This window comes from Mesorhizobium silamurunense, from assembly GCF_014843825.1.
Lineage (GTDB): Bacteria > Pseudomonadota > Alphaproteobacteria > Rhizobiales > Rhizobiaceae > Mesorhizobium > Mesorhizobium silamurunense.
Genome location: NZ_JHQR01000216.1, coordinates 67,142 through 88,786, shown reverse-complemented (window position 1 = coordinate 88,786; position 21,645 = coordinate 67,142). Strand labels below are relative to the sequence as shown.

24 protein-coding genes and 1 pseudogene are annotated in these 21,645 nt (G+C 62.5%); 10 read left to right on the top strand and 15 right to left on the bottom strand.

Annotated elements, in window-relative coordinates:
- Positions 1-7: 7 nt before the first annotated feature.
- Entirely contained in the window at positions 8-1,387 is a 1,380-nt protein-coding gene (locus DH10_RS24075; protein WP_192385424.1) for an aminomethyl transferase family protein, read from the bottom strand.
- Between DH10_RS24075 and DH10_RS24070 the strand changes: the two genes are divergently transcribed.
- Complete coding sequence (locus DH10_RS24070; RefSeq protein ID WP_246811630.1) at positions 1,340-2,395, top strand: LysR family transcriptional regulator; 1,056 nt, start codon at positions 1,340-1,342, stop codon at positions 2,393-2,395. The genes DH10_RS24075 and DH10_RS24070 overlap by 48 nt on opposite strands.
- A 55-nt stretch (positions 2,396-2,450) precedes the next feature.
- Here DH10_RS24070 and DH10_RS24065 read toward each other — a convergent pair whose 3' ends face one another.
- Positions 2,451-2,990, bottom strand: coding sequence for a cupin domain-containing protein (locus DH10_RS24065; protein WP_192385423.1), 540 nt, complete (start codon positions 2,988-2,990; stop codon positions 2,451-2,453).
- Between the two features lie 39 nt (positions 2,991-3,029).
- Positions 3,030-3,383 carry a DoxX family protein gene (locus DH10_RS24060; RefSeq protein ID WP_192385422.1) on the bottom strand — a complete coding sequence of 118 codons (354 nt, stop codon included), beginning with the start codon at positions 3,381-3,383 and terminating at the stop codon, positions 3,030-3,032.
- Positions 3,384-3,619: 236 nt separating this feature from the next.
- Between DH10_RS24060 and DH10_RS24055 the strand changes: the two genes are divergently transcribed.
- The 3 genes from DH10_RS24055 (at position 3,620) to DH10_RS24045 (ending at position 6,516) form a co-directional block, all read left to right on the top strand.
- Positions 3,620-4,714 (top strand): alcohol dehydrogenase catalytic domain-containing protein, encoded by a 1,095-nt coding sequence (locus DH10_RS24055; protein ID WP_210327850.1) that lies wholly within the window; start codon positions 3,620-3,622, stop codon positions 4,712-4,714.
- Between the two features lie 65 nt (positions 4,715-4,779).
- Positions 4,780-5,802: an amidohydrolase family protein gene (locus tag DH10_RS24050; RefSeq protein ID WP_192385421.1), complete on the top strand. Its 1,023-nt coding sequence runs from the start codon at positions 4,780-4,782 to the stop codon at positions 5,800-5,802.
- A 42-nt stretch (positions 5,803-5,844) separates the two neighbouring features.
- Complete coding sequence (locus tag DH10_RS24045; protein WP_192385420.1) at positions 5,845-6,516, top strand: 4-carboxy-4-hydroxy-2-oxoadipate aldolase/oxaloacetate decarboxylase; 672 nt, start codon at positions 5,845-5,847, stop codon at positions 6,514-6,516.
- A 7-nt stretch (positions 6,517-6,523) separates the two neighbouring features.
- On the opposite strand, the gene DH10_RS24040 is transcribed toward DH10_RS24045, so the two are convergent.
- Both DH10_RS24040 and DH10_RS24035 read right to left on the bottom strand, forming a co-directional pair.
- Positions 6,524-7,159, bottom strand: a complete 636-nt coding sequence (locus DH10_RS24040; protein ID WP_192385419.1) for a TetR/AcrR family transcriptional regulator — start codon at positions 7,157-7,159, stop codon at positions 6,524-6,526.
- A 165-nt stretch (positions 7,160-7,324) separates the two neighbouring features.
- Positions 7,325-8,260 carry an ABC transporter substrate-binding protein gene (locus DH10_RS24035; protein ID WP_343221613.1) on the bottom strand — a complete coding sequence of 312 codons (936 nt, stop codon included), beginning with the start codon at positions 8,258-8,260 and terminating at the stop codon, positions 7,325-7,327.
- A gap of 112 nt (positions 8,261-8,372) precedes the next feature.
- On the opposite strand from DH10_RS24035, the gene DH10_RS24030 reads away from it, so the two are divergent.
- On the top strand, positions 8,373-8,735 hold the full coding sequence (locus tag DH10_RS24030) for a RidA family protein (protein ID WP_343221612.1): 363 nt from the start codon (positions 8,373-8,375) through the stop codon (positions 8,733-8,735).
- A 21-nt stretch (positions 8,736-8,756) separates the two neighbouring features.
- Here the strand turns inward: DH10_RS24030 and DH10_RS24025 are convergent, their stop codons facing one another.
- Complete coding sequence (locus tag DH10_RS24025; protein ID WP_192385418.1) at positions 8,757-9,278, bottom strand: MarR family winged helix-turn-helix transcriptional regulator; 522 nt, start codon at positions 9,276-9,278, stop codon at positions 8,757-8,759.
- 91 nt (positions 9,279-9,369) lie between these two features.
- On the opposite strand from DH10_RS24025, the gene DH10_RS36360 reads away from it, so the two are divergent.
- From DH10_RS36360 to DH10_RS24015, 3 genes are all read left to right on the top strand, one after another.
- The gene (locus tag DH10_RS36360; protein WP_210327847.1) at positions 9,370-10,056 is read left to right on the top strand and encodes an MFS transporter; all 687 of its coding nucleotides are present in this window, start codon (positions 9,370-9,372) and stop codon (positions 10,054-10,056) included.
- Positions 9,984-10,838: an MFS transporter gene (locus DH10_RS36355; RefSeq protein ID WP_210327846.1), complete on the top strand. Its 855-nt coding sequence runs from the start codon at positions 9,984-9,986 to the stop codon at positions 10,836-10,838. The genes DH10_RS36360 and DH10_RS36355 overlap by 73 nt, the downstream gene beginning before the upstream one ends.
- Before the next feature lie 413 nt (positions 10,839-11,251).
- A complete protein-coding gene (locus DH10_RS24015; protein ID WP_192385417.1) occupies positions 11,252-12,253 on the top strand; it encodes an MBL fold metallo-hydrolase in 1,002 nt (333 codons plus the stop codon).
- 403 nt (positions 12,254-12,656) lie between these two features.
- Here DH10_RS24015 and DH10_RS24010 read toward each other — a convergent pair whose 3' ends face one another.
- From DH10_RS24010 to soxR, 7 genes are all read right to left on the bottom strand, one after another.
- Positions 12,657-13,385 carry an amino acid ABC transporter ATP-binding protein gene (locus DH10_RS24010; protein ID WP_192385416.1) on the bottom strand — a complete coding sequence of 243 codons (729 nt, stop codon included), beginning with the start codon at positions 13,383-13,385 and terminating at the stop codon, positions 12,657-12,659.
- A 32-nt stretch (positions 13,386-13,417) separates the two neighbouring features.
- Complete coding sequence (locus tag DH10_RS24005) at positions 13,418-14,092, bottom strand: amino acid ABC transporter permease (RefSeq protein WP_192385415.1); 675 nt, start codon at positions 14,090-14,092, stop codon at positions 13,418-13,420.
- Positions 14,089-14,766, bottom strand: a complete 678-nt coding sequence (locus DH10_RS24000) for an amino acid ABC transporter permease (protein ID WP_192385414.1) — start codon at positions 14,764-14,766, stop codon at positions 14,089-14,091. Before DH10_RS24000 ends, DH10_RS24005 begins: the two co-directional genes overlap by 4 nt.
- 79 nt (positions 14,767-14,845) lie before the next feature.
- The gene (locus tag DH10_RS23995; RefSeq protein WP_192385413.1) at positions 14,846-15,634 is read right to left on the bottom strand and encodes an ABC transporter substrate-binding protein; all 789 of its coding nucleotides are present in this window, start codon (positions 15,632-15,634) and stop codon (positions 14,846-14,848) included.
- A 108-nt stretch (positions 15,635-15,742) separates the two neighbouring features.
- Positions 15,743-16,906 carry a saccharopine dehydrogenase family protein gene (locus DH10_RS23990; RefSeq protein ID WP_192385412.1) on the bottom strand — a complete coding sequence of 388 codons (1,164 nt, stop codon included), beginning with the start codon at positions 16,904-16,906 and terminating at the stop codon, positions 15,743-15,745.
- Positions 16,903-17,412, bottom strand: coding sequence for an AsnC family transcriptional regulator (locus DH10_RS23985; protein ID WP_192385411.1), 510 nt, complete (start codon positions 17,410-17,412; stop codon positions 16,903-16,905). The genes DH10_RS23990 and DH10_RS23985 overlap by 4 nt, the downstream gene beginning before the upstream one ends.
- A gap of 327 nt (positions 17,413-17,739) precedes the next feature.
- The gene (soxR, locus tag DH10_RS23980) at positions 17,740-18,174 is read right to left on the bottom strand and encodes a redox-sensitive transcriptional activator SoxR (RefSeq protein ID WP_192385410.1); all 435 of its coding nucleotides are present in this window, start codon (positions 18,172-18,174) and stop codon (positions 17,740-17,742) included.
- An 83-nt stretch (positions 18,175-18,257) separates the two neighbouring features.
- On the opposite strand from soxR, the gene DH10_RS23975 reads away from it, so the two are divergent.
- Complete coding sequence (locus DH10_RS23975; RefSeq protein ID WP_192385409.1) at positions 18,258-18,980, top strand: SDR family NAD(P)-dependent oxidoreductase; 723 nt, start codon at positions 18,258-18,260, stop codon at positions 18,978-18,980.
- Entirely contained in the window at positions 18,977-20,071 is a 1,095-nt protein-coding gene (locus DH10_RS23970) for an S-adenosylmethionine:tRNA ribosyltransferase-isomerase (RefSeq protein WP_192385408.1), read from the top strand. Before DH10_RS23975 ends, DH10_RS23970 begins: the two co-directional genes overlap by 4 nt.
- A gap of 221 nt (positions 20,072-20,292) precedes the next feature.
- On the opposite strand, the gene DH10_RS37185 is transcribed toward DH10_RS23970, so the two are convergent.
- Positions 20,293-21,003 (bottom strand): hypothetical protein, encoded by a 711-nt coding sequence (locus DH10_RS37185; protein ID WP_246811634.1) that lies wholly within the window; start codon positions 21,001-21,003, stop codon positions 20,293-20,295.
- 85 nt (positions 21,004-21,088) lie between these two features.
- Positions 21,089-21,601, bottom strand: a pseudogene (locus DH10_RS37980) (recombinase family protein); the annotation flags it as partial.
- Positions 21,602-21,645: the final 44 nt, after the last annotated feature.

The window sequence follows — 21,645 nt, the reverse complement described above, 5'->3', positions numbered from 1 at the left end:
GTGCGGCTCAGGCGTTTTTGCGGTAGCTGGTCCGCGCGTGTGCATCGATCGGCGCCGGGTGAACGGTGGCGCGGATCTTGACTTGCACGTGGTTCTCGACCTGCACCTTGGAGGATGGCTTGGGCTCGCCCCACACCACGACCAGCTCGGTGCCAGGCTCTGCCACCGCCGCATCCACGACCGCGATCGAGAGCATCGAGCGGTAATTGGCCGAATATCCGGTATGAAGCGAACGCCCGCGAAACCTTCCGTCCGGCGCCTCGACGCGGTCGTAATGATAGGTCGCGTAGTGGGCGATCGGGAGATTGATGAACTTCGCCCCGACACCTGGCTGGTACATCGAGGCCCAGGCCTTGGCGACATCGTCGCCATTCCACTGCAGCGTCACTTTGCGCTTCGCCGTGGTCTGGCCGCCGGCCACGTGGGCTTCCAATGCCTTGCGGCCGACGAAGTCATGGTCGAACTTAATGATTTTCCCGTAGCCCACGTCGTAGGGCGAGAAATAGTAGTCCGCGATGTTCTCGGAGAAGTAGCTTCCGCCGAGGGACACATTGGCATCGATCTCGTCGGCAGGAAGCCACTTGCGGAAGCCCTCGGTGCTGTTGCCCGAATAAAACGCGGGGAGTGGACGCGGCAGCCATCCGGATTCGAGCGAGTTGGTCAGGTAAGCGCGGCCGCCGACCTGAATCATGTCGTGCTTTTTGCCGGCCGCAATCAGCGCGGCGCGCACGACCTCATGATCGGCCCACGGACCGACGAACTCAAAGCCGGGCTCGCCGGCCATGCCGTGGCGCAGTGCGCGCACCATCTTGCCGGCGATCGTGAATCGCGTGCCATGGAAGAACTTCACATCCGGCGGCTCGCCGCCGATCAGGTCCCGGATGACGTTGAACGCTCCAGGTCCCTGGATTTCGTAGCGGTAGCAAAGGGGATTTCCCTTGCGAGCGTAGGACGGGTTGTCCCGCACCAGCTCGACGTCGTAACCGCCGGTCTCGGCATGATACTGGAGCCAGTTGATCGTCGGCGGAATGCCCACCGCCTGGAATTCCTCTTCCTCGTAACGGAACAGGATGTTGTCGCCGATGAGCTGGCCTTCGTCGTTGACCGCAACGTACTGCTTGGCTGCGTCGACGGGGAAGTACTCAACGCTGTTGATCGCCGTGTCGCGGATAAGCTTCAGCGCGTCCTTGCCCCTGATGTTCAGGTCGGCGAGGTGATGCGACTGGTCGTACAGCACGGCGTTGCTGCGCCAGGCGAGTTGTTCGTCGCGCCAGTTGGTGAATTCCGGCGTCACCGGCGTACTGACGATGGGCGGGCTCTGTGATTCCCAGAGCATGGTTTGCGCGCTTCCGGCGTCAGCGATCTTCTGTTCGAGATTAGCGGCCATTTATTTCCTCCTGTGCAGCTCCCCATCGGGCTAGTCCCTTGCACGGCATCTAACAACCCAATAGGTTCGATACAGGTCATCGAAATATTGCATAAAGAGGGGACCGTCATGCTGTCAGGAGAGCTTGCGCAAGTTGATCTGAATGCCTTGCAGGCGTTGGTGATGGTCAACGACTGCCAGTCGTTCTCAGAGGCGTCGGAACGCCTCGGCGTCAACCAGTCGACGATCAGCTATTCAATCAAGCGCCTGCGGAAAGCCTTCAACGATCCGATCTTCGTTAGGCAAGGCAACTCGATCCTGTCGACCGACAAGTGCCGTCAACTCGCGCAGGAGGCCCGCCATGTCCTGGAGCGAATGCAGGCGTTGTCATCCCTGCAAGGCTTCGATCCCCGCACGTCCACGGGCAGCGTAACGATCTCATGTAACCACCACGAGCGCATGTTCCTGATGCCGGCGTTCGTGCGGCAGGTTCAGCAGCAGGCACCCCAGATCACCATCAACATCTTTGAATCCGCGGTGCACGGCAAGCAGCAGCTGAAGGAGAATATCTGCGATATCGTGCTCGGTCCGGTGGCGATTTTCGGCGATATCTACTACCGCCGCAAACTCTTCACCGATCACTACGCGTGCATCATGGATTCCAGCCATCCGCTGGCGGCCGGCGAACTGACGATGGATCGCTACAGGCAAACGCGGCACATCGCCGTGACGCACAATGGCCAGTGGGAAGCCTTGTACTTCGCGGCGCTTCGGGCAGCCGACATCAGGATCTCGCCGAGCGTGATTGTGCCCAGTCACGACAACCTTGAGGCGCTGATCCGGGGCACGGAACTGGTGGCGACCATTCCCCACCGCCTAGCCCGGCGGCTTTCAGACAAGCTGACGTTGAAGCCCTTTCCGCTCGAAGTGCTGATCCAGATCGACATGTATTGGACCGAGCGTTCGCACTACTCGGGCCTGCATGCCTGGACCCGCCAAATCCTTGCCGAGGTCGCAGCAACGATCTGAGCGGCCAGGAAGGTCCAGTCAAGGGGATGTCGTCTCGCCGGTTGCCGGCGCTGCCTCAGGTCGTTGCGCCGAGCAAGACCACGGAAATCGTCGCCGGCTGGTCGCCGGGATTGCGCCATGCGTGACGAGTGCCCCGTTGAACCACCGTGTCGCCGGCATTGAGCTCGACCGTCTTGCCGTCATCGAGTTCGAGGGCCAGTCTGCCCTTGATCACCGTCACGTAGTCGATGGTCGGCGTCTGGTGCATACCCGGACTATCCGGCTCCATCCGCTCGGCAATGCCAGGTGATGCCTCGGTGAGTTCGGGCCCGGCCAGCGCTGGGTTCCATTCCGACGACATGAAGACGCCGTCTGGAGGGAAGGTGATGATCCAGAACGACGACCCGCCTGCCGGCATGATCATGGTGCCTGTGGTGTCCATGGGATCTCGGTTTTCGATATTGCCCAGATCCGGCGTCCCCTCGATTTTCCACTGCGGCGACGATACGAAACCCGGCGTGTGCCGAAGGACCATCTCCTGGGGCGAGGGGCCGTCACTGACGACCACGGATTTGCCGGTTGCATTCCTGCCGGTGACGACGCGCCGAACCTTCATTTTGGAACCTCCCAGGAGACTTGGCTTCAGCTTTGAAAGTCACAGGGCCGAGATGAGGCAAGCGAGCGCCCAGAAAAGCGGGAATTCCGGCCCCATCTGCTGCCAGCGCCATTTGACGCCGTTGATCTTCACCACCGCGTAGGCTGCTCCGAGCAGCACGACGATCGCGCAGCCGGTGGCCACCCTTGGGTAGATATTGAAGACCAGGCCGACAGCGGCCAGAACCTCCAGGACGATCGTCAGGACAAGGAAGGCCTTGCCAGGCCTCAGACCGGCTTTCTCAAACGTGCCCGGAGCTTTGTCAAAATTCCTGACCTTCCCCATCAGATGCGGGAGGAACCAGATTCCGCACAGGATCCTCAGATAGTCCTGCGGTTGCAGCTCGAACGCCATCGTATTCCTCTCCCCAAGCAGCATCGCGGCTGCGTTCGTTGTCAGGCATGTCGCGTCCAAACGAGCAGTTGCGCCCGTTCGGCGCGCTTCCGTCGGCAAAACAGCGATTGCTGGTCGGCGCCGCAAATCGGGTCTTGCGCCATCCATTTCAGATACTGTACGGTATCCACAGTCCAGTCGGAATGTCAACTCGATCCGGTTGGCGGGATTTGAGGAGGAAGATCGTGACAGTGATGATGCGGGCCGCGCGGCTGCACGCGGTAAATGAACCCATGCGGATCGAGGAGGTCGCCAAGCCGCGAGCGTCCGGGACCGACGTTGTGGTCGAAGTCAAAGCCTGTGGCATGGTCCCGAACCTCGCCAACGTGCTGAACAACTGGGAGAACTGGTATCCCCACCAGCCGCTGCCGCCAAAGCCCGCGACTTTCGGGCTTGATCCTGCCGGCATCGTGCATGAGGTCGGCGAGCAGGTTGTTGCCCTGAAACCTGGCGACCGCGTCTACGTCAATCCGCTGCGTTCCTGCGGCGCCTGCCACGCCTGCGCCAGCGGCAACCAGATGAAGTGCGACTACTTCACCTTCGCCGGATATTTCGGCTTCAATCGCAACAGCCTGGAAATCTACAAGCGCTATCCCGGCGGCGGCTTCGCGCAATTCATGAGCGCGCCCCAAAGCTCCATCGTCAAGATACCGGACAATATGACGTTTCCGCAGGCCGCCCGCATGGGCTATCTCGGCACGTCCTATTCGGCGCTCAAGAAGCTGGGCAACCTTGCAGGTAAGTCGCTCATCATCAACGGCGCGACCGGAACGCTGGGTGTCGGAGCGACCCTTTTTGCGCTGGCCATGGGTATCTCCACGATTTACGCCGTCGCGCGCGGCAAGCCCTTGCTGGAGAAGCTGAAGCGGCTCGCGCCGAACCGGATCGAGACCTTTTCCAACCTGGACGGCAAGGTCGCCGACTGGGTCCGCTCCAAGAACCACGCCGGCGCGGATTTCATGCTCGACAGCCTCGGGGCCGTGGCCGACGTCAACGCGATGAAGGACGCGATGATGGGGGTCAAACGCGGGGGCAGCATCGTCAACATCGGCGGCACGGGCGCCGACATGCTGTTCAACACCAAATGGTGGATGGACAACTCAATGGTGCTCACCGGCTCAGCCTGGCTCAGCACCGCGGAGGGCATGGAGATATCGGAGCTGGTCCGGTCCGGCGCGGTCGACCTTTCCGTGCTGGAAGCCCGCACCTATCCGCTGGACCAGATCAACCAGGCGATCAACGGCGTAGCCTCAGGCGACGGCGGCTTCACCAACTACGTGCTGGAACCCTGAGCTGAGGCCGCGCCACCGTTGCGCCGGCAGGAGGTCATGCCGTCGGCGCCGGATTGGAGAATGCCATGATAATCGACTGCCACGGCCACTACACGACCGAGCCCCCGGCGCATCATGCCTATCGCAAGGCACAGATGGAGTTTGCCGAGGGCAAACGCGACGCAGGTCCGCCCTATCCCGACATCAGCGATGAGATGCTTCGGGAGACGATTGAAGACAACCAGCTTCGCCTTCAGCGGGAGCGCGGCTCCGACCTGACGATCCTGTCGCCGCGGGCATCCGGCATGGGTCATCATGTCGGTAGTGCGGCTTTGAATGCCGAATGGTCGCGTGTCTCCAATGATCTCATTGCGCGCATCGTCGACATGTTCCCGCTCAACTTTGCCGGTGTCTGCCAGCTGCCGCAGTCGATGAGCGGTGACCTTGCTCCTGTGCTCGCCGAACTCGAGCGCTGCGTTGTCGAGCTGGGCTTCGTCGGCTGCAACCTCAACCCGGATCCGTCCGGCGGCTTCTGGTCCGCGCCGCCAATCTATGACCGCTACTGGTATCCCCTCTTCGAGAGGATGGTCGACCTCCAGGTGCCGGCCATGATCCATGTTTCGGGCGCGTGCTCGGCCTGCCTGCACACCACCGGAGCGCACTACATCAATGCCGACACGACGGTGTTCATGCAGTTGGTTCAGGGAGACCTGTTTCGCGACTTCCCCGATCTCAAGCTGATCATTCCCCATGGAGGCGGCGCGGCTCCTTATCACTGGGGCCGCTATCGCGGGCTGGCCATCATGATGGAAAAGCCGGACCTCGCCACTCACCTGATGCGCAACGTCTATTTCGACACTTGCGTCTACCACCAGGCCGGGATCGACACGCTGTTTCGCGTCCTCGGTGCGGACAACATCCTCTTCGGCTCGGAACTTCTGGGCGCGGTCAAGGCCGTGGACCCGCTGACCGGCTTCAACTTCGACGACACGCGCCGCTATATCGATGCCTTGGGCCTCGATGAACCTGATCGCGCGGCGGTGTTCGAAGGCAATGCGCGCAAAGTCTACCCGAGGCTCGACGCGAGGCTCGAGCGACAGGGCCGCTAGGCTGGATATGTCGACCAAAGCCCCCAATCCCTGGAGAGATCAATGGCAAGAGTCGTGACAAACACCGAGCGTACGCCGCTCGAACTGTGCGACGCACTGGGCGCGCTGGGCGTTGCCACCGTTCACGAGGCCCAGGGGCGTAAAGGGCTGCTGGCCCCACGGCTACGCCCCATCTATGACGGCGCCAAGATCGGCGGCAATGCGCTTACCTGCGAGGTCGCGCCGGGCGACAACTGGACCATCCACGTGGTGTTGGAGCAGGCGCGGCCGGGCGACATACTGGTCGTGACCCCCACCTCGCCGTGCGAGGACGGATTTTTCGGCGACCTTCTGGCAGAATCGGCGATGGCCCTCGGCATCCGTGGCCTAGTGATCGATGCCGGCGTTCGCGACGTGGCTACCTTGCGAGCAATGACGTTTCCGGTTTGGTCAAAGGCGATCTTCGCTCAGGGAACGGTGAAAGAAACGCTTGGCGATTGCCAGGTTCCCATCATCTGCGCCGGCGTCCGCATCTGCCCCGGCGACGTGATCGTGGCCGATGACGACGGCGTCTGCGTGGTACCTCATGCAAACGCGGAGTCGGTTGCCAAAACCGGGCGAGAGCGGGAGGCGGCCGAGGAAGACAAGCGCCGCCTCTATGCCGCCGGTAAGCTCAGCCTTGACGTCAACGCCATGCGCGATCGCCTTCGGTTGAAGGGGCTTGTCTACGAATAAATGACGATCAGGAGGCTGCGGTCCGCCGCCGTGCGGCTTTCTCGACCTTGTATCTGTAGAGATGGGCCTCGTGCATTGACGTCAGTGCAACCCGAACCATTTCGCCGGGTGCCTTGTCGTCCATGAAACTCGACATGCCGCCATAGACAAGTTCCAGAACGATGCCGCCCACATAGAGGGGGCGGGGCTCGGCGACATCATGCGGAAACAACTTGTCCGACAGCAGCCGGCCTAGCCCCTCCCACTGGTCACTGAACAGGCGCAGATGCCGATCCTCCAGGGTGTTGTCGCGGCGCGCGATGCGCAGCAAGTCGATAGCCAAGGTTCCCCAGCGCTTGTCCTTGGCGCGTTGGTTGGCCCACTCGCAAAGGGACTCGATGACGTCCTTCGGCTCGTCGATGCTTCGAAGCCTTTCGGTCAGTTCGACCACATCTCCGCCCGCGTTGCGCTCGAGGAGTTGGAGGAAGATGTCTTCCTTGTTCGCGAAATTGGAGTAGAAGGCGCCTTTCGAGAAGCCGGCCTCTTCTGCAATCCGCTCAATAGACGCGCCGGAATAGCCGTCCCGGGCCACCATCTCGCTAGCCGACGCCAGCAGCTTTTCGCGCGTCAGGGCTTGGCTTTGTTCGCGGGTCAGTCGCGCCATTTCGAAATCCATCCAATCAACGTATCAGGATACCCAGCGTATCTGAGTATTCAAGTTAGAGGGCTCGATCTCTGTGGGCAAGTGGAAGGTGGGCAATCAGGCGACCATACCGAAGCATCGTCGCGGATCTACTTGGCACAAGCGTCAATTCGATTCATCCAGAAGTCACGTGGCAGCACCGAGATAAGATGCGTCAAAGACTTTCAATGCCTCGCCGCGGCGAACCTCATCGAGCAATTTCGCACGGATCATTAGGTCGATCGTCGTGCGCAACGCTTTTTCAGGCACTGCCAGCCTGTCCGGCCACATGCCCATGCCGCGCATGTATTCCAGGCCGCGCCTGGCCAGTGTCTGGTTTTCTGGCGTTGTGATGCGTTGGAAGATCGGCAGAGCTACATCCTGTCTTGTAGGGTCATTGGTGATCGCATGGGCCTCGATTAAGGCCTTGATGAAGCGGACGACCACGTCCCTATTCGCCTGCAGCCACGACGATCGGCCGATGATAGCGGTGAAGACGATCTCGGGTATGAACGCGTTGACCTCGCCGATCAGTTTGTAACCCTGGTCCTCGGCCAGGAAGTTCCAGGGCGCGGGCTGGGGAGCACAGTCGATTTCTCCGGCCTGCAGCGCCTCCCAGCGTTTGGTGTGGATGCCCGCAAGCACGAATTCATAGTCGCCTGGGTAGCGTAATCCTTGGGAGGCCAGCACAATTTGCGTATAGATCGCCGTACCCTCGGTCAGCGAGGAGGTGCCTATCTTCTTTCCTTTGAGGTCAGCCAGGGAGCCGATCTCGGGCCGCGCCACGATGGACATCGGCAGCCGCACCGCATTGGCCGCCGCGATGCGCAGTTCTCCACCCTTCACGAAGTCCGCGACTGCCCCTTCCGGCGGCGTGATCGCAAGGTCGGCCTCGCCCTCGAGGACCGCGCCCGTTGCCTTGTCGACGCTGCCGAATCGCTTGTATTCGATCGCAATGCCGTGCTTGGCGAATAGCCCTAGCTCCTCTGCGACGAAGACCGGAAGCCAGTTAAATCCCTGTGCCCCGCCAGCAAGGCGAAGGCCGATCGGCGTGGAAGTGCTAACGGTCGTATTACGCGCCACTTTGTTTTCCTCCAGCCGGAATGCAGCAGCCGAGTCTCCCTTGAAATACCAAATGTATTTGAATTCTATGAGGTATGTCAATTGACATGTTGGCGGACGCGTTCGTCAAGGGGTGGCGACCTTCACAATCTGCGAGATGTTCTTCGCTGAAGTCCTTCGGCACCTACAAAAGCGCGCGGATAGCGTCGGCAACCCCCGACCCAGCTTGCGCGGATGCTCGGCCTTCGAAGCGGATGCAAATGTCTTTGCCAACATGCTCGCCATCATCGGGGCCGCAGGCGGCAGCGTGGAGGACACTATCAAGGTGGAGATCTATCTCCACGACAGCAGCGACAGGAATGCCGTGAATGAAGAATGGCTGCGGATGTTTCCCGATCCGGAGTCTCGCCCGGCTCGGCACGTTCGTCCGCTGCCGCCAGACAGCCCATCGCTGGTGCATTGCGAATTCATTGCGGTTGTCGAGGACGTTCCTTGATCTCAGCACAAAGCCCTGGAGCTAAATGCCTTGCTGGCGTGTGGGACCTCGCACCGGACCATCGCTGCCCTTTGGCCGCGTCGAAATGAGGCCGATTTCAATGGACCTGAGAAGCGCGAGCGCATCGTCGAGCTTGCTGGTGTCTCGACCGGCAGCGGCGGCGACGGCGGCCCCCCATTCCTTGCGCACCAACGCGTAGTTTTCGGCTCCGCGCCGCGTGCGATGGACACTCACACCGCGGCGGTCTTGCGGATCGACATGCCGCTCGATCAGCCCCTTCTCCTCCAGATCACGCAGCACAGGGGAGACATTGGTGCGCTGCAGGCCGGTCGCGGCCGCGATCTGGCTGGGCGTGGCAGAGGCGTGTTGGACGAGGTGGCGCATCACCATGCCCTCCGACTGCGACAGCTGCACCGCCCGCTCGTCGGCATAGCCCCGGAACTGGATCTCGCGGGCAATGATCAGGATGAGGTCGGCCAGATTGGCCCAGCGGACCGCCGCGGGGCGAGCCTTGCGGCCGGAGGAATCGTCATTGTCGGTCATGAGCGCAGTTTACAGCCATTCGGCGAATATGTATATTGGCATAATGATTATAATTATATAACTATATTCACATAAACGTATGGAGACTTCCGTGACCCATCCGACATCCGCCGGGCCTGCCCGGCATTCCGCCCGGTCGATGGCCCGCGCCGGCGGGCTGCATGGCCTCGGCGTGCATGTGCTCCTGGCCGGCGCCTTCCTGCCGATCGCCGATTTCTTCATCGTCAACGTGGCGCTACCGACGATCCAGGCCTCGCTCAAGGCGACGCCGGCGGCGCTCGAGCTGGTGGTGTCGGTGTACGGCGTGACCTACGCCGCGATCCTGGTGCTGGGCGGCCGGCTCGGCGACCGTTTCGGCCGCCACACGATGTTCCTGACCGGGCTGGCCGGCTTCATCCTGGCGTCGCTCGCCTGCGGCCTGGCGCCAACCATCGATGTGCTGATCGCAGCCCGGCTGCTGCAGGGCGCGACGGCGGCAATGCTGGTGCCGCAGGTGCTGGCGACCTTCCAGGCGACCTTGCCGGTCGAGCGCAAGACGCGGGCGATCGCGCTCTACGGCGCGACCTCGGGCATTGCAGCGATCGTCGGCCAGCTCGCCGGCGGGCTGCTGGTCAGCGCCGACCTGTTCGGCACCTCCTGGCGACCGATCTTCCTGATCAACATCCCGCTCGGCATCGCGTCGTCTTCTTCGCTTGCCGGCTGGTCGTGCCGGCCAACCGCTCGCCGCATCCGGCCGGCATCGACCTGCCCGGCACGGTGCTGTTCGCGGCGACGCTGACGGCGCTGCTGGTGCCGCTGACCGAAGGCCATTCGCAGGGCTGGCCGGCCTGGACCAAGGCGATGCTGGCTGCCGCTGTGCTGCTCGCCATTATCACGGCAATCGTTGAGAAGGCGACCGAGGCGCGCGGCGCGGTGCCACTCCTGCCGCCCTCGCTGCTCAGCCTGCCCTCGATGGCGCGCGGGCTTGCCATGATCACCCTGTTCAGCCTCGGCTTCGGCGCCTTCATGTTCGTCTTCGCGCTCACCGTCCAGAACGGGCTCGGCGCCAATGCGCTGCAAAGCGGACTTGCTATCCTGCCGATGGCGATCATGTTCTTCATCGGCTCGGTGGTCAGCCCGCGCGTGATCGGGCGCTTTGGCCGAGGCGCGCTGGCGGCGGGCGGCATGGTGCAGGCGCTCGGCCTGGCGCTGCTGATTGGCATCATCCTGACCGGCTGGCCGAAGGTCGGCTTGATGGAACTGGCACCGCCCCTGGTGCTGATAGGCGCCGGCCAGTCGATGCTGTTCTCCGGCTTGTTCCGCGCCGTTCTGGCCGATGTTCCCAGCCATCTTGCCGGCGTCGGCAGCGGCGTGTTGATCACGCTGCAGCAGTCAGGGCTGGCGCTCGGCGTCGCAACGCTCGGCACGCTCTATCTGGTGCAGGAGCCGGCGGGCATCGCGCAAGCCTTCGCCACCGTGATCGCAAGCCAGCTTTTGATCATCGTGGCGCTGGTTCTGTCCACCGGCCTGCTGCCGCGCTTCAGCAGCCACCAGGCGCACGCGCAACCAGTGGAAATGTAACCTCCAGGACCCGAACTCAGCGGGCTCGTTGCCAAGACCAAGCGTAATTCTTTGGCGCCACACGCCTGCACGGTTCGGGCAGCGCAGCATGTGCTCGATTCCGGGGCCGAACGGAGTGATGAGGGAATACTGACGATTCTGGCCCACGAAAAAGCCAATGAATCCGCCACATCCTCCGGGGCTACCATATTGATTCAGGTGATGCGGCAGGGAATTGTCAAATCTCGGCGATCACCGGATGTCGGTATCGGTGGCTGCGTGTCCCCGCAACCACTTTCATCATAAATCCATAACCGCCCCGATCTGATCAATCGGGGCGGTTCTTTGCGTTTGAGAGGAACGCCGACTTTCATCTCCGGAACGAACGGCACGCGTCCTGAGTTTTGGAGGATGCAACTCTTGCCTTCCCTATCATGACTCTTCTCGTCCAGCCGCGCTTAGTGAATGAGCCGTTTTCCGACCCGGGACTGCTTCTCGATTTCCGCTTCGGCAGTAGGGCAGTCCTCTTTGACCTCGGCGATCTGTCGGCCCTTTCGCCACGTGAGATCCTGCGCGTTTCGCACGTGTTCGTGTCGCACATGCACATGGACCACTTCAGCGGGTTCGATCGCTTGCTCGGGGTGTCGCTCTACCGTGACAAGCAGGTCCATATCATCGGCCCGCCCGGACTGACGGACGCTGTCGAGGCTAAGCTGGGGGCTTACACGTGGAACCTCCTCAACGAGCGGTCGCAGGACTTTACGATCGTCGCTTCCGACTGGACGGAGGAAGGCTTTGCCACCGCAGCTGTCTTCCGGGCTCGCACGGCTTTCGCGCGGCAAGATTGGCAGAACTCGAGCACTCGGCTCCCCTTGGACGATCCAGATTTCGCTATCGAAGCCGTGACGCTCGATCACGGCATTCCTTGCTTGGCCTTCGCCTTCCAGGAAAAGCTGCGGGTCAATGTGCACAGGTCGCGCCTGGATGAACTCGATCTTCCCGTCGGACCTTGGCTTGCAAACGCCAAGCGGGCGGCGCGACGCGGCGCCGGTGCGGCTACCGAGTTCAAGCCGAGTGCAGGCAAGAAGGTAACGCTTGGGGAACTGCTGCGGGACCAGGTGCTGGTCTGTGCGCCGGGCCAACGCATCGCCTATGCAACCGATTTAGCCTTCGGTCCGGAGAACGTCACTCGTCTCTGTAACTTGGTGCGCGGCGCCGATCAGCTTTTCATCGAAGGCGGATTGCTGGAGGAAGATCGAGACCTCGCGGCGGCGAAGAAGCATCTGACCGCCGCGCAGGCAGGCGCGATCGCCAGGCAAGCCGGCGCGATCTCCGCCCACCAGATACACCTTTCGCCGCGGTATCTCGGACGCGAAGACGAGCTGCGGGCCGAATTCGAAGCTGCATTTCTCGGAGGTTCCGTTACAGCGAGATAAGGCTCGTTCCCTTCGTGAGCCCCACACTGGTTGTGTGCCCGGTAGGAGCAGGTAAGCGCCTACGAGCTTGATCCACATTCGGTGACGCGCTCGTCGTCCCGATGGATATGCTGCATTCAGTCGCTGCATTGCTGCCGCCGGTCCGCTGGCCTTGTCGTCGCCCGACATGATTCTGGCATCCGTTGAGACGAAGCGGTCGAGGACCACGCGATGAGAAGGGCCGGCTTATAGTGAACGAGCCGTTACTTTCCTCAGGGTTTCAGCAGGCGAGCTTTTCAGATCCACCTAAGGCCGCGTTTGCTCGCCACTCGTGGGTTCGAGTCTGTGGAGGGATACCGCCAATACAGTGCAGTCACCCAATTCGGTTGCTGAAGGTAGGCGAGGACAGCCGGTAGCGCGCCGGTTAGTGTCTGAGGATCTTGCTCAGGAAGGCGCGGCTGCGGTCGGTCTTAGGGTGCGAGAAGAATTCGTTCGGGTTGCCGCTTTCGACGATGGCGCCGGCATCCATGAACACCACGCGCTGGGCGACCTTGCGGGCGAAGCCCATCTCGTGGGTCACCACCATCATGGTCATGCCTTCCTCGGCGACCGCGACCATGACGTCGAGCACTTCAGAAATCATCTCGGGGTCGAGTGCCGAGGTAGGCTCGTCGAACAGCATGATCTTGGGCCGCATGCCAAGGCTGCGCGCGATAGCCACGCGCTGCTGCTGGCCGCCGGAGAGTTGCGCCGGGTAGGCGTTGACCTTGTCGGCCAGCCCGACCTTGGCCAGCAATTCGCGCCCGGCCTTCTCGGCCTCGGCACGCGGGATCTTGCGGACATGGATCGGCGCCAGTGTCACGTTCTCAAGTGCCGTCTTGTGCGGATAGAGGTTGAACGACTGGAAGACGAAGCCGATCTCGGTGCGCAACTGCGTCATGTTGGTGGCGGGGTCGCCAAGGCGCTGGCTGTCGACGAGGAGATCGCCGTCCTTGATCGCTTCCAGGCCATTGATGCAGCGGATGAGCGTGCTCTTGCCGGAGCCGCTCGGGCCGCAGACGACGACCACTTCGCGCGGTTCGACGCTGAGCGTAATGTCCTTCAGCACGTTGAGCGCGCCGAACCATTTGTTGACGCCGCGAAACTCGATCATACCGGTGCGACCTTTGGATTGAGCAGATGATGTCACAGTTGCACCTCGCCATGCACCGCGCCCATGCGGCGTTCGAGCCGGCGCGCGAGCATGATCAGTGGATAGCAGACCATGAAATAGCCGACACCGACCAGGAAGAAGACCAGCAGGCCGTTGGGCACCCGCTGCACCACTAGCCAGCCGACGCGGGTGAGGTCGGTCAACCCAATCGCCGAGACGACCGAAGAATCCTTGATCAACAGTACATATTGCCCGACCAGCGGCGGCAGCACGATGCGCATTGCTTGCGGCAGCACTACTTGGCGCAGCCGCTGCCAGCGTGACAGGCCGGATGCTAGCGCAGCTTCGACCTGGCCGGTAGGCACCGAGCGGATGCCGGCGGCGACGATCTCGCAGATGAAGCAGGCAGCCAGATTGGTCAGCGCGATGACCCCGGCGGTGAAAGCATCGAGCTCGACGCCGAATTCCGGCAGGATGAAGAAGATCAGGAAGATCTGAACCAGAAACGGCGTTCCGCGGATCAGGTCTATCCACGCGCCGATGGCGCTGCCGATCAGCCGGTTGCCCCCAGTCCGCAATATGCCGAGGCCAAAGCCGAGCAGCGTGCCGAGCACCAGGCTGATCAGCGATAGAACGACGGTCATGCCGAGGCCGCGCAAGGCGAGGGGATAGCTGCCGGCCAGGCTTTGCAGCTGCTGCCAGATCATGTGCTGCTCCTTGCCGGCTGCAAGCCGAGCCAGCGACCGGACAGCGCCGCCAGCCCTTTGAGGCAATAGTAGAGCAGGAGATAAAAAGCGGCGATGGTTAGAAAACCTTCCGCTGGCATGAAGCGGTCGGAGGCGAGCAGTTGGCCGGCACGCGTCAGTTCGGAAACCGAGATCAGCGACAGCAGCGCCGAATCCTTGACCAGCACGATCGCTTGGCCGAGCAGTGGTGGGATCGTCACCTTGAAGGCTTGCGGCAGGATGACCAGGCGTATGCGCTGGACGTAAGTCATGCCGGAAGCGACGCCGGCTTCCACCTGGCCGCGCGGGATCGACAGGATGCCAGCGCGGATGATTTCCGCGACATAGGCGCCGCTGTTCAGCGACAAGGCGATGATGCCGACAACGAGTTCGGGAAGGACCAGGCCGAGCCGCGGCAGGCCGAAATAGAGGAAATAGAGCTGCGCCAGCAAGGGCGTGGCGCGCACCGCGTCGATATAAGCCTTGGCCGGCACGCGAAACAGCCAGCCGCGCTGCAGGTTCATGGCGGCGAGCACGATGCCGACGGTCAGCGCGCCGGCAAAGGACAGCGCCGACAGCCAGACGGTCGTGATGAGGCCCTGCCCGAACAGCGGCAGATATTCGACGATGGTGCGGAAGCTGAAATTTTCGAGCATCGCTGGACGGAGTTCCCGAGACGGACAAAGCGAATTCCGAGCGGCTTCGCGGCGCGAAACCGCTCGGATCTATCGCTGCCTAGTGGTCCTTCTTCCAGGCGTCGGAATTGACCCAGTAGTCGAGGTTCTTCTGCAGGCGGCCGTCGATGCTGACCTGGTTGAGAAACAGGTTCATCCAGACAAGCAGGTCCGGCTCGTCATAGCGGGTGGCGAAGGCGAGCGGCTCCTTCGACAAAAGCTCCGGCATGATGGTGAAGGTGCCGGCCGGATAGGCGGTCGACTGGCCCTTGACCGCCGAGACGTCGTTGACGCCGCAATCGGCCTGGCCGTTGTTGACGGCGTCGAGCAGCAGCGGGCCGCCGCCCTTGTAGCTCTTGATGTCGGCATCGGGGAAGGCGTTCTTGGCTTCCTTCTCGCCTGTGGCGCCCAACAGCACGGCGATCTTGGTACCTTTGGCCTTGCAGTCCTCGGTGGTTTTGAACTTGCTGTCGGCCTTGGTGAAGACGGTGCTGCCCGTGTACATGTAGGGCGTGGTGAAGGCGACCTTCATGCCGCGCGCCAGCGTCGGCGTCATGTCGGCGACGAGCAGGTCGGCCTTGCCTGAAAGCAGCGCCGGGATCAGCCCGTCCCAGTCATAGTCCAGGAAGGTGATCTTGACGCCCATTTCCTTGGCCATCAGTTCGGCCAGTTCAACCGAGCTGCCGGTGCGTTCGCCATTGGCGCCGACCAGCGAGAAGGGCGGTCCTTGCGTCTGCACCGCGACGCGCAATTCGCCGCGCTTGGTGATGTCGTCGAGCGTTCCGGCACTGGCCGCCGTGGCAAGGCCGGCAAGCGCAAGTCCGGCGATGAAAAGTCTGGCAATCTTCATGTGGCATTCCTCCCGTTGTGGTTGTTGTTCTGCCCGCGGATTCCCTTGGGCTCTTTCTTGAGCAGCGGCACCGTTGCCAGCGGCAGCCACCGTTCGAAAATCTCCTCCTCAGTCCCAGGCCACCGTCTCGGCAACCCTGATGCCGCGCCTGCCCAGCTCGTCGAAGAAGCTGGTGTCGGGCACATGCTGCAGTGGATTCAAAAGGCCTGGTGTGGTGATCTCGCGCCGCGCCAGCATCTGCGCCACGATGCTGGCGGGATAGCCGACGCCGAGGCTCATGCCGAACAGACCGGAGGCGAGGTCGCGTTCGATGATCAGGTCCGATGTCACCGTCTTGCGGCGACCGTCTTCGAGACCAGAAAAGACATTGCGCATCACGCAAAGGTCCTTCTCGTCGGCGCCATACTGCAATTGCGGGCCGAGCAGCCGGCCGAGAAATTCGCGCGGGCTGGCGCTCGTGCCGGGCACCTTGTCTTCGGAGAGGAATCCGAGTTCCTTCAGCGGCGCCCAGAACGCCGACCAGCCCGGCCAGCGCAGCGTATAGCGGCCCGAACGCTGCAGCCCCTTGGCGGCGGCCAGCATCTCGACATAGTGCAGCGCGTCGCCATTGGGGAACGCTTCCAGCCGGCCAAGCCCCGCGACCTCGATCTGGTGGATGAAACGGTTGTCGTGCTGCTGGCTGGCAGGCACCGCAACGTGCTCGCCGTCTTCGATCATGACGCTGTCGCGGTTCTGGCTGACCAGAACCATGTCGAAGTTCCAGCTCACCTTGTAGCAGAGCGGCTTGGCCATCGCCTTCGGCTCGGGGATGCCACCGCAATAGGAATCGATCGACGCAATAGAGTCGAACTGTCGGGCGGCGCGCGCGTAAAGCACGAGGTCGATGCCGGGATCGAGCCCGCATTCGGTCATGATCGAAACGCTGGCCCGTTCGGCTGCGGGGGCCAGATCGGCGATCGTTTTTCCGTAGTTGGTGGTGACCAGCGGCGTGCGCGTCTCGATCGCGGCTAGCACTGCCTCGCGCATCAGCGGTTGCGGCAGCAGGTCGATGACGGCATCGACATCGGCCAGCACGTTGTGGAATGCCGAGCCAATCGTGTTCTCGGGCACAACGAAACGCACGCGAGCGAGGTCGGTTAGGCCGCCAAGGCGGGCAGGGCCGTCAGAGGCGGTGTCGATACACACGATTTCCTCGACATCGGCGCTGGCGACGAGATCGGCGATCGCCGCGCGGCCTTGCAGGCCAAGGCCGCCGAGAACAGCGATCTTCATGCCGGCTCCTTGCGTACCGGCGCCTCTTCCGACCAGCAGCCTTCCGGCAGGCTGACCCATTTGTTGCAGGAGGCCATGACGACGAAGGTCTCGCTGCGCACCACTTCGCCGGGTATGCCGGCGCCGGGGATCAGCTCGCTGGTGATGCGGTAGAGATCGGCGACGTCACCGGCCACGGTCACGTCGACGATGATGTCAAAGCGCCCGGTGACCACTGAGGCCGAATTGACGAAGGGCAGTTCGGAGATGCGCTGCGCCAGTTCGCGTGCACGGCCGCGTCCCTGTGCATTGATTCCGACAATGGCCGAGATCAACTCCGGGCGCTCGGTCAGATTCAGAAGCCCGACGATCTTCAGCAGGTTGCGGTCAAGCAGGTTGCGCAGTCGCGTGCGGACCGTCGGCACCGAGACAGCCATCGTCTCGGCGAGGCGGTTGATGCCGGGCTGTGCGTCCTGGGACAACAGCTTGACCAGCCGCCGATCCGTTTGATCGAGATGTTCTCGCAAAGGCCTGGCTTTCATAAAATAGAAAAAAAGATGGGAATTTCTTCTCGATATGAAAAGCAATATATGTATTTTTTCCAAATCACAAGAGCGTCGCGCGGTGAGGCGAACGAGAGCCTGCACAAACCGAGAGTTAGACCGCTAGGACGACCTCCTGTCGGCTGCTATCTGGGGGGCAAATGTGGGAGAGCGTCGGTGTTCTGCCGAAAGTACTGATAACCTATTGATTTTGCTGGTTCACCCGACAGGAATCGAACCTGTGACCTACAGATTAGGAAGCAAGCGGTGGGGGACACGATGCTCTGCAATAGTGACACACACGCTGCCAACTCACCCCAGCCAATACCTCGGCCCTGGCCCTTTGCGTCCTGCCATATCGGCAGGATTCGCAAGGCTACACCGGTCGATCGAGAGGCAGCCGCAACCGATGCACTCGGTAAGCCCGGACCTCAGGCGCTGCAACTCGGCGATGCGCTGGTCGATGCGCTTGGTCCACTGGCCAGACAACCGCGACCAATCCCGACGCGACGGCACGCGATCGGCTGGCAACTTGGTGAACTCGGCGCCAATCTCCTCGAGTGTCAGCCCAATTCGCTGCGCGAAGACGATGAAGGCGATCCGGCGCAGCACGGATCGCGGATAGCGTCTGTGTCCCGAGCCGGCCCGCTCGGACGCGATCAGCCCGCGCTCCTCGTAGAAACGCAGGGCCGATGAGGCGACGCCGCTGCGCCGCGACACGTCGGTGATGGTCAGCATGGAATCCATGCATGAACGAAAGCACGATTCCCGCTTGACTTCAAGTTCACTTGAACTTGTAGCACGGTCGCCAGATTGAAGGAGCACCAGCAATGCAGACGAATATCGATCTTCAGGGACTTCGCGTGGCGGTCACAGGCGGCACGTCCGGCCTAGGACTGGCGCTTGTGCAGCAACTTACCGCGATGAATGCGTGCGTCGCCTTCATTGCCCGCACCGCTGCGAATGTCGAACGCGTCGCCGACGAGACGGGCGCGCACGGTATTGTCGGCGACGTTGGCAAGAAGGATGACATCTACCCGATCGCGTTGCAGGTCACTGCCAGCCTCGGTGGGCTCGACGTCCTGATCAACAATGCGTCGAGCCTCGGCCCTGTCCCTCTGGCGCTCCTTGCCGATACCGAATGCGAGGAGCTGGAAGTGGCGCTTGCCGTCAATCTCGTCGGCGCGTTCCGGCTGACGAAAGCCCTGTTCGGTGCGCTTGCCGCGTCCGCACGCGGGGGCCATGGCGCGCTGGTGATCAACATCTCCAGCGACGCGGCGGTGAACGCCTATCCCGGCTGGGGCGCGTATGGTGCGAGCAAGGCCGCTCTTGCCCATCTGACGGCGATTTGGGACGAGGAGGCGAGAGGCGACGGCATACAGCTCCTCGCGCTCGACCCTGGCGATATGGACACCCCACTGCATGCGCTGGCGCTCCCTGATGCCGATCCGGCGACTTTGAAGCGCCCCGAACTGGCTGCTGCCGAGATCATCGAAAAGATGCTCGACGCGTTGCCCGTCCGCTCAGCGCTTCTCGCCGGGGCAGATGCATGATTGCCGCCGCCCGTCCCGATCGGCGCTCCGCCAGGCTGTTGGTCGTCGAGGCGAACGGCACGACGAGTGACCTGCCGCGCGCTGGACTTGCGACGCTATTCGATCCCGGCGACCTGGTCGTCGCCAATGACGCCGCGACCTTGCCTGCCAGCTTGCACGGCACGCATGTCCCCAGCGGCGAGGCGATCGAGATCCGCCTGGCAGGCTGGCTGTCACTTCCCGATCCAACCCGCTTCGCGGCGCTTGCCTTCGGCGCGGGCGATCACCGCACGCGCACGGAAGACCGGCTGCCTCCGCCTCCGCTGTCACCAGGCGATCGCCTGAGGCTCGGCCCGCTTGAAGCCGTCGTCGAGCGCCTGCTCGACCATCTTCGCCTTCTCGAGCTGCGCTTTCCAGGCAACCGCGCAGCCGTGCTTGCGGGATTGGCGCAGCACGGCCGGCCGATCCAATACGCGCATGTTCCCGAGCCGTTGGCACTGTGGGATGTTTGGACGACGATTGCCGCCGGGCCGGTCGCGTTCGAGGCGCCATCGGCAGGCTTTGCGCTCGACTGGCTCACGCTCCAAGCCTGGCGTCGGCGCGACGTCGGCTTCGCAACGCTCACGCATGCCGTGGGCGTTTCTTCCACCGGCGATCCCGCGCTCGACTCGCGCCTCCCTTTCGACGAGCCGTACCGCATCCCTGAGCGCACGGCGATGCAGGTCGCGCGGGCGAAGCTCCGCGGCAGCCGCATCATCGCGATCGGCACGAGCGTCGTGCGTGCGCTTGAGGCAGCCGCCAATCCCGACGGCAGTGCGCGTGCAGGAAATGGCATCGCGACAGGGCGCATCGCGCGGGGCACGCGGCTTCGGGTGGTTGACGCGATTCTCACAGGCGTCCACCAGCCCGGCGAAAGCCATTTCGAGCTCCTGCGCGCCTTTGCCGACGATGCTCAGCTCGCCAAGGCCTCCGCAGCCTTCGCCGCGTACCGATACCGCACGCATGAATTCGGCGATTCCATGCTGCTTCATCGCCAACCTCTGCTTCTACCGCGCGAACAGAACCGGGCCGAGGTGCCCGAGACGAAGGCTCTACTCGAGGCGTGGCTATGATGTCGGCAGGATCGGTGGCATTTCGGGCGCTCGGTGCGCGAGGAAGTCGGAGCTATGTTGCGGCGGACCAGGAGTTGGAATTTGACGTAAAGACGGACTTCGTTTCCTGCAGGACCAATGGCGGCTTCGGCCAATTCCGGTTGCTCGCGGCATCTTCACCCGATCGCTTGCTGCGGCTCGTCGGCACGAGACCACGCGTCTGGAACACAACTTCGCTAGTCTTATTCTCTGAAGCGTCGACCTTCCAGAAGCAGGCTGGCATCGCGCCGGCTAGATTTCTCCCGCGTTCGAGGAGAGTGGAGGGAGATGCGGTTCCGTGATACGCCCCCTGGCATTGCTGCCAGGCTGGCAGCCGGAACTGTGGCGATCGGATCGATGGCAAGGACTTGAATAGGCACCCGGCAACGACGACGCGTCAGCCTTGATCCTCTGGAGCCGCTACAGCCCTCGGGGCCTGTCGCATTAATCCATGCAATGTGGCCTGACGTTATCAAATCATCGCCCCGAACGTCGATCTCGATCTTGCCATCCTCTGGAGTCAGGATGATGTCCTCGATCAAGGTGCGGAGGACGTTCGCAGCCTCGATCCGCTGTTCTTCGGAATCATCTTGTAGCCTTTCATGGAGCTGGTGCACGCGAAGCCGGTATTGGCTGGCCATGGCCGGATGCAGGACAGGGGGAGGCTCGTCGGCGGCCCTCAGGAAATCCGTCAGTTCCGCCTTACGCGCCCGCAACACGTCCCCGCGCTCCTTTACCTCCTCAACGGACAAGGCATCCTTGAGATAGAGGTCCATCAGTTTCTGAACCTCGCGGTCGATCCGTTTGATCTCGGCCTGGGCGGCCTCGATGCTGGCGCGGCTCTGCATGCGCAGGCGATTTGTTTCCTGCGTATAGGCGTCGCAAAACTCGGCGAAGATTTTCGGATCGAGCATCCGATTTCGGAGCGCCGACAGCGCGCGACTCCAACTCGTCGCGGCGGATATTGACGCGATTATCGCAAGTGCCCTTGTTGCGCGCTGTCGAGAAGCCGATCAGCGTGGCTGAAATCGCTGAATAGCCGCCACCACAGCAAGCGCACTTAGTGAGGCCGGAAAAGAGATATTTCGGGCGTCGGCGGCTTTTAATCGCACTCACATTGGCGCGGCCGTGATCGTCCCGTTCGATCTTGTTTTCCTGTTGACGCGCTTTCACCGCCTGCCAAAGGTCGTCATCAATGATGCGAAGCTCGGGCGCCTCCTGAATGACCCATTGGGCCTCGGGGTTGGGGCGTGCCTGCCGCATGCCTGTGTCAGGTTCCTTCACGAAGCGCTGCCGGTTCCAGACGATCTTACCGACATAGATCTCGTTGTTGAGGATGCCGTTCCCGCGCTTCGGGTTACCGTTGATCGTGCTGAAACACCAATCCCCGCCGGACGGAGCGGGGATTCTCTCCTGTCTGACGCGCCATTTGCCTGCCGAGCAGGCGGTCGTCGTCTCGCAAAGGGACCGAAGCTCCGGCAGGAGATTGCTGAGGATCTGGATCGCGCGCACGGCGCGGGGTAGTCACGGCCGCCCTCGAGGCCAAGAAGACGACG